We start from the raw sequence: 12,779 nt of genomic DNA, 5'->3' as shown, positions 1-12,779 counted from the left end.
TCGGATCCGTGAAGACGTTAGCCTTTCCCAAGTCTGTCCGTCTGCTCAAACCACGGGACTACAGCGGCGTCTTCGATAACGTTCAGATACGGGTGCCGCACAGGAATTTCCTGATTCTGGCAGCTCCAAACACTTTTGGTCACGCCCGTGTCGGACTGGTTTTTTCAAAGAAAAACCTGAAGCTCTCAGTCCAGCGCAACCGGATCAAACGACAGGTACGGGAAACCTTCCGCCACCAGACGGATTTGCCGGCCGTGGACATTGTTGTCCTTAGTCGCCAGGGTCTGGCCGAAATGACCAATGACCAGGTAGCGCCGGTACTCAACGACATCTGGCGGCGACTGAAAAACAAGTCAGGTTCATTATCCCAGGCCTGACCGACAGCGGCCAAAGCCAGTAGGGAACCGGTTCATGCGTAAGCTTCTGCTCCTGCCCATCCGGGCCTATCGGTACGCCATCAGCCCCCTCATGGCCAGTCATTGCCGCCATTATCCAACCTGCTCCGCCTACGCTCTTGAAGCCATCGAAGTGCATGGCAGCCTGCAAGGCCTTTATCTCGCTCTGAAGCGCCTGTTACGATGCCATCCCTGGGCAGCCGGGGGCTATGATCCTGTTCCGGACCCCGCTTCGAAAAATCCGGATAACCACGCCTGTCATCGCCACCATGTACCGGCGAGCAAATCGCAAACCGCTACCAACCAGACGACGCACTGACTTTATGGACATTCAAAGAATCCTACTGTTTGTCGGCCTCGCCATTGTAAGTTACATGATGGTGCTGGCCTGGAACGAAGACTACAATCAGCCCAGTCCATCACAGGCCATGGAAGAGCGAACAGAAGCGTTCGACGGAAATGATTATGTTGCGGAACCCGGTGCTTCCGAAACCTCTTCCCCGCCGGCAGGTGATGAGGAATTTTCAACCCCGGAAGCAACCACCAGCACTGGTGTTTCGGACACAGTCTCTGCCTCCGACGACCGGGGCATTGAGAACCGGTACATAACAGTTATCACCGATGTCCTGAAACTCAAGGTCGACCGGATCGGCGGTCATATTGTCGAAGCAGCAATGCTGAAGCACGACCGGACTCTGGACAGCGAAGAACCATTGAGGCTGCTTCAGAACACCCGGAACCGCACTTACCTGATGGAAAGCGGGCTTATTGGCCGCGATGGATTTGACAGCCGGCGGGTTGGGCCAACACCTGTTTACACTGCTGACCAGGACAGTTTCCGTCTGGACGACAACCAGGACACAGTGACTCTTGACCTCTCCTTTACCAGCGATACAGGGGTGAATGTCACCAAACAGTACGTTCTGGGCCGGGATAGCTATGAAATAGATGTGCGGTATCGGATAGATAACCGCTCGAATAGCACATGGCAGGGTAACTTCAGCGGCAAGATCGTGCGGGACCAGAGTCCTGACCAGACCGCCCAGACATCCATGGGAATCCAGTCCTTCCTTGGACTGGTTGTAAGCACTCCTGAAGATCCCTACGAAAAGTACGATTTCGAGGATCTCCGGGAACAGCCACTCAAAATGAACGTCACCGGCGGCTGGCTGGCATTCCTCCAGCATTATTTTCTGACAGCCTGGATTCCCCAGCAGGACCAGACCCATCAGTTCCAGACCAACCGGCGCGACAGCCTTTACGTGATGGGATTCGTCAGCCCGGCGACCGTTGTTGAACCAGGCCAGACCGGCGAAATCAATGCCCGGGCCTACATTGGACCCAAGATCATAGAGCGGCTGGAAGACATAGCTCCAAACCTCGACAGAACGGTCGATTTTGGTTTCCTTTTCTTCATTGCCTATCCACTTTTTGTGGTCCTGGACTGGCTCCATGGTCTGGTGGGCAACTGGGGCGTGGCCATCATCCTGCTGACTGTTGTGGTCAAAGCGCTTTTCTTCAAGCTCTCTGCCACCAGCTACCGTTCCATGGCCCGCATGCGGGCAGTTGCGCCACAACTGACCCGGCTGAAAGAGCTGTACGGCGACGACCGCCAGCGCATGTCCCAGGAAATGATGGCTCTGTACAAAAAGGAGAAGATCAATCCCCTTGGGGGATGTCTGCCCATCCTTGTGCAGATGCCGGTCTTCATATCCCTGTACTGGGTGCTGTTTGAAAGCGTACAGCTCCGGCACGCACCTTTCATGTTGTGGATCCAGGATCTGTCAGTGATGGACCCCTACTTCATCCTGCCGATCCTGATGGGCGCCAGCATGTTCATCCAGATGAGTCTCAACCCCACTCCCCCGGATCCGATGCAGGCCAAGGTGATGAAGATGATGCCTGTTATCTTCACTGTCTTCTTCCTCTGGTTCCCGGCAGGCCTGGTACTCTACTGGCTGACCAACAACATTCTGTCCATTGCCCAGCAGTGGTACATTACCCGCAAGATTGAAGCGGACATGGCTGCCCGGAAGCACTGACCAGCTGGCCAGTCAGCGAAGCGAATCAAAGGGCTCCCTGGTGGAGCCCTTTTTCATGACAGCTTTTCATACAGGCGAGTGGAATGATCCATACCACCGACACAATAGCCGCAATTGCCACTGCCCCCGGCCAGGCCGGTGTCGGCATAGTCCGGGTTTCCGGACCGGGCGCCGGGGAAATTGCACGGCAGATCCTGGGCTTTCAGCCCAGGCCCCGCTACGCCCACTTCGGGCCTTTTCTTGATGCTGACAGTACCGTTATCGATGAGGGTATCGGACTCTTTTTTCCGAATCCCCATTCTTTTACCGGTGAAGACGTATTCGAGCTCCAGGGCCATGGCGGTACCGTCATTCTGGATATGCTCCTGCGAGCCGTCTGCGCCCTGGGAGCCAGGCTTGCCCGGCCCGGAGAATTCTCAGAACGTGCATTTCTCAACGACAAGCTCGATCTTGCCCAGGCTGAAGCCATTGCTGACCTGATCGAGAGCAGTTCCGAACAGGCCGCCCGTTGTGCGGTCCGCTCGCTGCAGGGGGCCTTTTCCCGGCGCATCGACGCCCTGGTGGAAGCGGTGACCCACCTGCGTATCTATGTGGAAGCTGCCATCGATTTTCCGGAAGAAGAAATCGATTTTCTCGCCGATGGCCGGGTGGCGGGCGATCTCGACGTCATTCGGGCTGATCTGGAAGAGATACTTGCGGAAGCCCAGCAGGGCACCATCCTGCGGGACGGTATGAGGGTGGTGATTGCAGGCCGGCCAAATGCCGGAAAATCCAGCCTTCTCAACGTTCTCGCAGGCAGGGAAGCCGCCATTGTGACCGCCATCGAAGGCACCACCCGGGATGTGCTCCGGGAACACATTCAGATCGATGGCATGCCCCTGCACATCATCGATACTGCAGGCCTGAGGGACAGCCCGGATGAGGTTGAAAGAATAGGCATAGCCAGGGCGTGGGATGAGATCCGCCAGGCTGACCGGATTCTTCTGATGGTGGATGCCACCACAACCAGTGAAACAGAACCCGGGCTTATCTGGCCTGATTTCATCGACCAGCTCCCGCCCTCCTCTCCGGTTACCGTTATCAGAAACAAGGTGGATCTGTCCGGGGAAACGCCCGGCCTGACGCCAGTCAGTGAAGGAGCCCCGGTCATCCGCCTGGCAGCCCGCTCGGCCGATGGCCTGGAAGTACTTCGGGAGCACCTCAAAGAGTGCATGGGCTACGCCAGTTCCACCGAAGGTGGGTTTCTTGCCCGCCGTCGCCATCTGGATGCCCTGGAGCGTGCCCGGGAATTCCTCGAACAGGGACAACATCAGCTGAGCGGTTTCGGCGCCGGGGAACTGCTCGCGGAAGACCTCCGGGCAGCCCAGGACGCCCTTGGAGAGATCACTGGAGCCATGACCCCAGACGATCTTCTGGGGCGTATTTTCAGCAGTTTCTGTATCGGCAAATGAACTCATCCACCGTCTTTTAAAGTCACGAAAAAATCAGGAAAACAGTCTGGTTTTGAGGGGAATGTAAAACATTCCGCCGAATGGCTTCGCAACGGCCGGTCTGACTGGATCAGGCCATTCAGCTTTTCCTGATACAAAGCCTGGATATCAGGTCTTGCTTGATTCGAGCTGTTCTTCCAGTATAAAGTAATCAATTACTTTCTTTGTATGGATCCAGCATGCCTGACATCGAGCAACCATCGAAACGGGCTTATCAGAGCACCGAGCATCGCCAGTCGGCTACCGTTGCGGCTGTGGTGCATTTATGTGCCGATCAAGACCCCTCCAGCCTCACCACTGCTCGCATTGCCGAAGAGGTAGGGCTGTCTCAGGGCGCCCTTTTCAAACACTTCCCCAGCAAGAGCAGCCTGTGGGAGTCAGTGGCAGGCTGGGTGTCGGAGCAGCTTGTCCAGCAGGTGTTCGCCGCTGCCGACCAGCAGGAGCAGGCCGATAAAGCCCTGGAAGCCATGTTTCTGGCCCATATCGGTTTTATTTCCCGCCATCCGGGCATTCCCCGCCTGATGCTGGGGGAGCTTCAGAAGCCTGGTAATGACCCGGCGAAACGCATCATCCGCCAGATCCTGGCAAACTACCGTCGGAAAGTCACTGCTCTGCTGGACCTCGGAATTAAACAACAGCGCATCAGTCCGGCCATCGACACCGAGGCTGCTGCAGTGCTGTATCTGGGCGCCATTCAGGGGCTGGTGGTCCAGGGGATGGTGAGTGGCGATGTTCGCGCCCTTGAACAGATAGCGCCACGTATATTCAGACTATTCAGCGCGAGCTTCCGGGAGACTTCCGATGACCCGAAAAAATAAACTCATTCTCGCCCTGACGCTGATTGTCGGCATCGTTTTTGTGGTGGTTATGGTAAAGCTCAAACAGCCACCAGCGCGCACCACTGAGCAGGTAGCAGCGGTACCTGCGAGATTTCTTGAAACCACTCCCCTCACGGTTCGCATCGAAGCCCTTGGTTATGGTCAGGTATTACCGGCGCGGAGCTGGAAGGCAGTGGCCAATGTAGGAGGGCGCATCACCTGGAAACATCCGGATCTGGAAAGTGGCAATCTGATACCAGAAGGTTCCCGGCTGCTACAGATAGACCCGACCCGCTACGAGCTGGCGGAAGCCTCGGCCAAGGCCGACATTGCCGGCGTTGAGGCAGAACTGCGGCAACTGGATCAGGAAGAACAGAATACCCGTGAGTTGCTGAAACTGGAAAACAGCAGGCTTGCTCTGGCTCAGCGGGAACTGCAACGGGCAAAAACCCTGGCCGACCGGGGCGCCCTGGCTGAAACCCGCCTGGATGAGCAAAAACGGGCCACTCTGCAGCAGCGGCAGGCGGTGCAGTCCCTGAAAAATCAGCTTAATCTGATTCCGGTGAAGCGGGAAACCCTGAATGCACGTCTGGCCCGCAGTGAATCTGCCCTGGCCAACGCACGGGAAGACCTGGAAGATACCCGTTTTGAAGCCCCCTGGGACATGCGGGTTCACCAGGCCGGGATTGAAACCGGGGAACAGGTGAGCCCCGGCCAGACACTGTTTATTGCTGACGACATTGCCGCGGCCGAAGCTACTGTACAGCTGGAAATGTCTGAACTTCGCAATGTGCTGTCCCAGATTCCGGGCGCTTCCGACCTGTCGGAAAAACAGAAATCGCCCGGGGGCTTTGCCGACTTCCACAAGCAACTACCCCTGGATTCCCTGACCGTATGGGTACACCCGACCGGCGCCCCCGACAGTCGCTGGCCCGGCAGGCTGACCCGGGTAACCAGCAGCCTTGAGCCCGCCACCCGCACTGTTCAGGCGGTAATCACCGTGGATGAACCTTACCGCAACGCCAATCCTCCAGCCCGGCCACCCTTGATGCGCAACATGTTTGTGCAGACAACGATCGCAGCACCAACATCAGACCCGGTCCTGGTGATTCCGGCCAGTGCCATTCACGAGGGACGGGTGTATCTGGCTGATGGTGATAATCGTCTGAAACGCCAGCGAGTCAAGCTGGCCTGGAAGCAGGGTGAGCTTGCGATCATCAGTGAGGGGTTGGAGGCTGGCGATCGGGTGATCCTCGATGATCTGCTTCCCGCTATTGAAGGTATGCCCCTTGCGCTTCGACACGACAGGGAAACCGCTCAGTGGGTGCAGCAGATGGTCACAGGGGAACAGCAGTGATCCGCTGGTTTGCTGGCCACCCCACCGCTGGCAACCTGCTGCTGCTCCTGATTCTTGCTGCTGGCCTGTATGCGGCGCCGAACCTGACCCGCGAAACCTTTCCGGATTATCTGCCGCCTGAAGTGAGCATCACCATGGAGTACCGGGGTGCCACCGCTGCCGATGTGGAGGAAGCCATCTGCCAGCGCCTGGGTGAAGCCCTGCAGCGAGTGGACTATATGGAGGAAATCTCCTGCACCGCCCGGGATAGCCAAGCCAGGATTATTGCCAGCATGGCGCCAGAAGGTGACATGGGCCGGTTTCTGGATGATATCCGCACCGAAATTGAAGCACTGACCGACCTGCCGGAAGAAGCAGAAGACCCTGTTATCCGGGAGCTGTACCGCACTGATCTGGTGGCGGCTATCGCGGTTTACGGTCCTATGAGTTTTTCCCATCTGGAAGTTTACATCAACCAGCTGGAGGATCAGCTCTTTGCCATGGATGGCGTGGCCGACGTCATTCCGGTTGGTCTGTCCCAGCGCCAGTGGCATGTCGAAGTATCCCGTGACCGGCTTCGCCAGTATGGCCTGGGTGTACGGGATATTGGCCGCGCCATCACCAGCCAGAACCTGGACATGCCCCTGGGCACTATTGAAACTGACAGCCAGGATATACAGCTACGGTTTGTGGATGAACGGCGCTCACTGCAGGCACTGGCGGAGCTCCCGGTTGTGGGCGGGAAAGCCGGTGCCGTGCTGACCCTGGGCGACCTCGCAAGCATTAGCGAAGCCCACGAACGGGAAGAGGAACAGGTGGAGTTCAATGGCCAGCGCGCCATTATTCTGGAAATTCACAAGACGGGTCATGACGATGCCCTGCGGGTGATGGACTCGCTGCAAGCGTTCGTTGCCCGGGAAAAGGCCCGCCGCGCAGGCAGCGTAGAGCTGGAAATTACCCAGGACATGACTTCCATCGTCAAGGACCGCCTGCAGATGCTGGTGGGCAACGGTATTACCGGCTTGCTGCTGGTGGGGCTGGTGATGGCTCTGTTTTTCCGTCCACGCCTGGCGTTCTGGGCCCTGTTCGGACTGCCCGCCGCCTTTGCCGGGGCTTTTGTCATGATGGCCGTGACCGGGCTGTCCCTGAATATGATCACCCTGGTGGCTCTGCTGATGGCCATAGGTATTGTCATGGACGACTCGGTGGTCATTACCGAGAATATCGCCCGTCACGCATCCGAAGGCAGCAGTCCCCTGCAGGCTGCCGCAGGGGGCACGCTGGAAATTCTGCCCGGGGTGCTGTCGTCGTTTCTGACCACAGCCTCGGTATTCGTGCCGCTGGCGTTTCTGGCGGGGGAATTGGGGTCCGTGCTGGAAGTGTTGCCGGTGGTACTGATCGCTGCTCTGGCCGCCTCCCTGATCGAAGCTTTCTGGATACTGCCGCACCACCTCAAAAACGGTCTGGGGGAAAAACGCGAAGAAGCGCCGTCCCGATTCCGGACCTCGTTCGACAAGGGTTTTGAACAGGCCCGTGAAAAAGTGGGGCAACTGGCCGATAACGCCATCCGTTTCCGTTACGGCGTACTGGCGGTCATGCTGCTGGCTATCCTGGGCTCAGCAGGGCTGATGGCCGGGGGCTATGTGCGCATGGAGGCCATGCCGGAGATTGAAGGCGACGTGCTGGAAGCCAGAGTACTCATGCCCCAGGGCACGCCCCTGCATCAGACAAAGGCCATTACCAACCGTATTATCGACGCCATGCAAAGGCTCAACGAAGAATACAGTCCGGAGCAGCCAGACGGTCAACCTCTGGTGAGAAACATCCAGACCCGCTTTAACCAGCACGCCGGGGCCGGCGAGAAAGGTCCGCATGTGGCCACAGTGATGACTGACCTGCTGACCGCTGAAACCCGGACCCTGGGACTGACGACTCTCACTGATCGCTGGTACCGGGAAATCGGCGAGATTCCGGGACTGATTGCTCTGAATATTCAGGAGCCAGGTTTCGGACCCGCAGGTATCCCCATCGAAGTACGCCTGCAGGGCCCGGATCTGGAAGACCTGAAGGCTGCCTCACGCTATCTCGCCAGTGAAGTTGCCAGCTATAACGGCACCTTCAATGTGCTCGACGATCTGCGTCCCGGCAAACCCCAGCGGATTCTGGAGCTGAAAGACAGCGCCCTGTCTCTGGGCCTGAATGCCGCCGAGGTGGCCAACCAGATCCGCACCGGTCTGCTCGGGGAGATCGTGGATACAGTGCAGATCGGTGATCAGCATATAGAAATCCTGGTGCGCCAGACCAGCGCCGAGCGCAACACCCGCCAGTTTCTGGAAGACACCGTGATCGCCACCCCAGAGGGCCGGATGGTTACCCTGCGGGAAGTGACCACTGTTACGCCGGACCGGCAGTGGTCACAAGTCACCCGCATTGACGGTCTCCGCACGGTGACGGTCTCGGCAGATGTAAACAGCCAGCAAGCCAATGCCAATGCCAATGCCATCATGACAGACGTGGAAAACCGGGTATTCCCGAAGCTGCGCGGACAGTGGCCCGATATCAGGCTTCAGGTGGAAGGCCAGACCGCGCGCTCCCGGGAAACCGGTCAGTCCATTGCCCGGGGCCTGCTGATCGGCCTGCTGGGGATATTCCTGATTCTGTCGTTCCAGTTCCGCAGCTATCTTGAGCCGATTATTGTCATGCTGTCGATTCCAGTGGCCTTTATGGGGGCCGTCTGGGGTCATTTACTGATGGGCTACAACCTGTCCATGCCGTCGCTGATCGGCGCCGCCTCCCTCGCGGGCATTGTGGTAAACAATGCCATTCTGCTGGTGCAGTTCATCAAGGGCTACCGGGAACAGGGCATGAGTGCACACAAAGCGGCCGGCGCCGCCAGCCGCGCCCGCTTCCGGGCCATTCTGATCACCACCACCACCACCGTGGCCGGCCTGCTGCCCCTGCTGGCCGAAACCAGCACCCAGGCCATGGCCGTTATTCCGCTGGTGATATCCGTGGTATTCGGTCTGCTCGTGTCCACCGTTCTGATCCTGCTGGCGTTGCCGGCGCTCTATACGATTCTTGAAGACCTTGGCTGGGCGACAGTACCCACCGCTGACAAACAGTAACCGCACTGCTATCGTGCTTTAAAAGATGCAAATAAAAGGAATCAATCAAATGACAGCTAAAGCCGGAAAATTCATTGCAGCCTTATTGCTGGGCCTGACACTGTCGACCAGCTCTCTGGCGGCGGAACCTGTCACCCCCGGACTCACTGACAAGCTGAGCCAGCTACTTCAGAAAGAGATGAGGGCGGTGCAGGCGGCGATGAACGCCATTCATCCCGCCATGGTAACGGGGCAACATGAGACTGTTGCCGAGAATGCGCAGCAGATTCATGACAGCTTCATCCTGCAGCAGGAACTGACCGAACAGGATCGCAAGGATCTGATGTCGGCTGTGCCGAAGGGTTTTATAGAGCTGGACAAGGAGTTCCACAAACTCGCGGCTTCACTGGCCGAAGCCGGCAGGAAAGAAAACACCATGGAGCAGCGCCAGATCTATAGCGAGATGACCCGCAACTGCATTGAGTGCCATGGAAAATATGTTTCCGACCGCTTCCCCGGCGTTAACCTCGACAAGAACTGATCAGTTTTGAACCGGCCAGCACCACTGACCACTTTCTGGTGCTCAAATTAGCTGACCGTATTTCCCGCTAACACCGGAGGAACGGTTTAAATAACTGCTTTCTCCATTCAGGCGGTTCGGGTAATACGCTGGTTGCGATCAGGCTTCAGAGCCTCTGTCCGGGTCCGGTTGCCCAGGAAATCCGGCCTCGGCCTGTTGCCGCAGAAGGGTTTCTCCAGCTGATTTTCCACGCTGTTATACACGAAGAACAGGTTGCTCCTGGGCCAGGGCGACATATTGGCGTTGGAGCCGTGCAGAGTGTTGCACTCAAAGATGATCAGAGAGCCGGCAGGGCCGGTGGGGGCGGTGATACCGTGCTGATCAATCATCCGGTCCAGTTCGGTATCGCTGGGTACACCCAGGTCCTGTTTCTTCAGGGATGAGCGGTAATTGTCCTCCGGGGTGCGTCCCACACAGGGGATGAAGGTTTTGTGAGAACCTGGGACGAGCATCAGGGGCCCGTTGAAAGGTGTGTTATCCGTCAGGGTTATGGAGAAGCTCACTGACCGCATTCTGGGCATGCCGTCTTCTGCGTGCCAGGTTTCGAAATCCGAATGCCAGTCAAAACCCTTGCCGTGGAAGCCGGGTTTGTAATTGATCCGGGACTGGTGGATGTAAACGTCGCTACCCAGCAACTGCTGGACCATATCAACAATCTCTGGATCCCGGATCAGCCGGTCAAACCGGTCAGATACTTCGTGGATGCCGAAAATCGACCGGATTTCCTGTTTGGCAGGCTCGGTAATAGTGCCTTCCGAATTCAGGACTGACGTGTCCTGCTCATAACTCCGGAGATCCTCACGGAACCGCTGCACAGTAGTTTCATCGATGAAACGGTCAAAGACCAGAAAGCCATCGCGCTCATATTGAGCCAGTTCAACGGCACTCAGGGGGCCATCGGTTCGCTGTCTGCCGGTACTGTGAACAACGGGATCCAGCCGGTCAAAACTTTCCACGGGGCGTTCCAGGCGGGTGGGGTACAGGTCGTTAGTGTGAGAGTCCATTTTCGATCCTCCTCTTTGCAATCTCTGTGTTCATGTCCTCATTTTGAAGGTGTATGTAAACTGAGTCTTTTACTGTCTGTTTTCAAGCCGAAAAATTGACCCCGATCAAACCGGGGCCAGACTGTTCAGTTTTCGACGAGGTCAGCTGAAAGCCAGATGGTCGGGATCAAGCCCAAGGAGGTTGCTGCTGGGGCTGAGCATGGTGGCGGCATGGGTCCATGCCCTCGGCAGCAGCCGCGCGTAATAGAACTCGGCCGTGGCCAGCTTGGCGCCATAAAAATCCTCCGACTCTGCGCCGCCGTTCTCCAGCTTTTCTGTGGCAATGGCTGCCATGCGGGCCCACATGAATGCCATGGTGACGTAGCCGCTGAACATCAGGAAATCGTTGGCTGCGGAACTTACTATATCCCGGTCCTTCCGGGCCGCCAGCATCAACCGCATGGTAAGCAGGTTCCACTGGCCTGACAGTTTGAGCAACTGCCAGCAAAAGGGTCGCAGGCGGCTAGTTCCCATATGCCGGCGGGCAAAGTTGCTGATGATCAGGGTGAACTCCCGCACCGCCCCGCCCCGGGTCATCAAAAGCACTTTGCGTCCCAGCAGATCCAGGGCCTGGATACCGGTGGTGCCCTCATACAGGGTGGCTATACGGGTATCCCTTACAATCTGCTCCATGCCGTGTTCCCGGATGTAGCCGTGGCCGCCGAATACCTGCATGCCGAGATTGGCAGCCTCATTGCCCAGCTCAGTCAGAAAACCCTTGAGGATGGGAGTGAGGAATCCCAGCTTGTCATCGTAGGTTTCGACCTTTTTTTCGTCTCCGCAGAGGTGACCTTCCAGCATGTGATCCGCCAGCCGGGCAGCGTAGTAGAGCATGGCCCGTCCGCCCTCGGCGATGGCCTTCTGGGTCATCAGCATGCGCCGCACATCGGCGTGGTGAAGAAGACTGTCAGCGTCCTGGTCAGGATCCTTTTTGCCGGACAGGGCCCGCATGGAGCGGCGGGCTCTGGCGTAGGCCAGAGCCCACTGGTACGAAAGTTCCGCCGGCCCTACGCCCTGGATGGCGGTGCCTATCCGTGCGGTATTCATGAAGGTGAACATGCAGCTCAGGCCGTCATTTTCGGGGCCCAGGAGGAAGCCTCTGGCACCGTCGAAGTTCATCACACAGGTGGCCGACGCCTTGATGCCCATTTTCTTTTCGAGGCTGCCACAGACTACCCCGTTACGCTCGCCCAAGCCCCCCGAGGCATCCCGCAGGAACTTGGGCACAATGAAGAGTGAGATTCCCCGGGTGCCTTTTGGGGCATCCGGCAACCGGGCAAGAACAATATGGATGATGTTCTCAGTAAGGTCGTGTTCACCGGAGGATATGAAGATCTTGGTGCCGGTCAGCCGATAGGAGCCATCGGCCCCGGGTTCGGCCCGGGTGCGAATCTGCCCCAGATCTGTACCACACTGGGGTTCCGTAAGGCACATGGTGCCACCCCACCGGCCTTCAGTAAGGGGCCTCAGGAACTCTTTCCTCTGCTCTTCGGTGCCGTGCAGCTGGATGGTATTCATGGCCCCGAGAGAGAGACCGGGATACATGCTGAAAGACCAGTTGGCGGTGCCCATCATTTCCTGTTTCATCAGCCCCATGGAGGCTGGCAGGCTCTGGCCACCCACTTCTTCAGGGGCAGAAAGTCCCTGCCAGCCTCCTTCGACGTATTGTCTGTAGGCTTCCCGATAGCCTGTCGGGGTGGTCACTTCACCATTCTCCAGTCGACAGCCTTCTTCATCACCGGACTGGTAGAGAGGGCTCAGAACCTCCTCGCAGAAACGAGCGCATTCCGCCAGGATGGCATCCACTATATCCGGGGTGGCATTCTCGCCGGAGGCCAGCGAAGCGTAGTGGCCGGGATAGTCGAATACCTCGTTGATAAGGAATTTCATGTCCCGCAGGGGAGCCTTGTATAGCGGCATAACGTCACCTCTGTCATTCCTGATCGCAGCCGGAAAGTTCCGGGCCGTCAG

Annotated in this window: 10 protein-coding genes; 8 read left to right on the top strand and 2 right to left on the bottom strand. The window is 57.7% G+C overall.

Annotation, left to right across the window (positions count from 1 at the left end):
• The first annotated feature begins 8 nt into the window (after window positions 1-8).
• From rnpA to LG327_RS04205, 8 genes are all read left to right on the top strand, one after another.
• Window positions 9-377 carry a ribonuclease P protein component gene (gene rnpA / locus LG327_RS04240; protein WP_404366221.1) on the top strand — a complete coding sequence of 123 codons (369 nt, stop codon included), beginning with the start codon at window positions 9-11 and terminating at the stop codon, window positions 375-377.
• A 34-nt stretch (window positions 378-411) separates the two neighbouring features.
• On the top strand, window positions 412-714 hold the full coding sequence (gene yidD / locus LG327_RS04235) for a membrane protein insertion efficiency factor YidD (RefSeq protein WP_404366218.1): 303 nt from the start codon (window positions 412-414) through the stop codon (window positions 712-714).
• 4 nt (window positions 715-718) lie between these two features.
• Window positions 719-2,437, top strand: coding sequence for a membrane protein insertase YidC (gene yidC / locus LG327_RS04230; RefSeq protein WP_404366215.1), 1,719 nt, complete (start codon window positions 719-721; stop codon window positions 2,435-2,437).
• Between the two features lie 83 nt (window positions 2,438-2,520).
• Window positions 2,521-3,888, top strand: coding sequence for a tRNA uridine-5-carboxymethylaminomethyl(34) synthesis GTPase MnmE (gene mnmE, locus LG327_RS04225; protein ID WP_404366213.1), 1,368 nt, complete (start codon window positions 2,521-2,523; stop codon window positions 3,886-3,888).
• A 218-nt stretch (window positions 3,889-4,106) separates the two neighbouring features.
• Complete coding sequence (locus LG327_RS04220) at window positions 4,107-4,745, top strand: TetR/AcrR family transcriptional regulator (protein ID WP_404366209.1); 639 nt, start codon at window positions 4,107-4,109, stop codon at window positions 4,743-4,745.
• Window positions 4,729-6,102 (top strand): efflux RND transporter periplasmic adaptor subunit, encoded by a 1,374-nt coding sequence (locus LG327_RS04215; protein WP_404366206.1) that lies wholly within the window; start codon window positions 4,729-4,731, stop codon window positions 6,100-6,102. The genes LG327_RS04220 and LG327_RS04215 overlap by 17 nt, the downstream gene beginning before the upstream one ends.
• Complete coding sequence (locus LG327_RS04210; RefSeq protein ID WP_404366203.1) at window positions 6,099-9,206, top strand: efflux RND transporter permease subunit; 3,108 nt, start codon at window positions 6,099-6,101, stop codon at window positions 9,204-9,206. Before LG327_RS04215 ends, LG327_RS04210 begins: the two co-directional genes overlap by 4 nt.
• A gap of 49 nt (window positions 9,207-9,255) precedes the next feature.
• Window positions 9,256-9,726: a hypothetical protein gene (locus LG327_RS04205; protein WP_404366200.1), complete on the top strand. Its 471-nt coding sequence runs from the start codon at window positions 9,256-9,258 to the stop codon at window positions 9,724-9,726.
• Window positions 9,727-9,833: 107 nt separating this feature from the next.
• Here LG327_RS04205 and thpD read toward each other — a convergent pair whose 3' ends face one another.
• Complete coding sequence (gene thpD, locus LG327_RS04200) at window positions 9,834-10,769, bottom strand: ectoine hydroxylase (protein WP_404366198.1); 936 nt, start codon at window positions 10,767-10,769, stop codon at window positions 9,834-9,836.
• A 141-nt stretch (window positions 10,770-10,910) separates the two neighbouring features.
• Window positions 10,911-12,728, bottom strand: coding sequence for an acyl-CoA dehydrogenase C-terminal domain-containing protein (locus LG327_RS04195; protein ID WP_404366195.1), 1,818 nt, complete (start codon window positions 12,726-12,728; stop codon window positions 10,911-10,913).
• Window positions 12,729-12,779: the final 51 nt, after the last annotated feature.

The sequence above is a fragment of the Marinobacter sp. genome, from assembly GCF_044799475.1.
Lineage (GTDB): Bacteria > Pseudomonadota > Gammaproteobacteria > Pseudomonadales > Oleiphilaceae > Marinobacter.
The sequence above is the reverse complement of the archived record's forward strand: the minus strand, read 5'-3'. Positions and strand labels throughout refer to the sequence as shown.

What these genes read in the sequence shown, in the direction of transcription:
- LG327_RS04195 (WP_404366195.1), bottom strand. Translation starts at nt 12,728, where the DNA reads ATGCCGCTATACAAGGCTCCCCTGCGGGACATGAAATTCCTTATCAAC.
- LG327_RS04220 (WP_404366209.1), top strand. Translation starts at nt 4,107, where the DNA reads ATGCCTGACATCGAGCAACCATCGAAACGGGCTTATCAGAGCACCGAG.
- yidC (WP_404366215.1), top strand. Translation starts at nt 719, where the DNA reads ATGGACATTCAAAGAATCCTACTGTTTGTCGGCCTCGCCATTGTAAGT.
- thpD (WP_404366198.1), bottom strand. Translation starts at nt 10,769, where the DNA reads ATGGACTCTCACACTAACGACCTGTACCCCACCCGCCTGGAACGCCCC.
- LG327_RS04215 (WP_404366206.1), top strand. Translation starts at nt 4,729, where the DNA reads ATGACCCGAAAAAATAAACTCATTCTCGCCCTGACGCTGATTGTCGGC.
- LG327_RS04205 (WP_404366200.1), top strand. Translation starts at nt 9,256, where the DNA reads ATGACAGCTAAAGCCGGAAAATTCATTGCAGCCTTATTGCTGGGCCTG.
- mnmE (WP_404366213.1), top strand. Translation starts at nt 2,521, where the DNA reads ATGATCCATACCACCGACACAATAGCCGCAATTGCCACTGCCCCCGGC.
- yidD (WP_404366218.1), top strand. Translation starts at nt 412, where the DNA reads ATGCGTAAGCTTCTGCTCCTGCCCATCCGGGCCTATCGGTACGCCATC.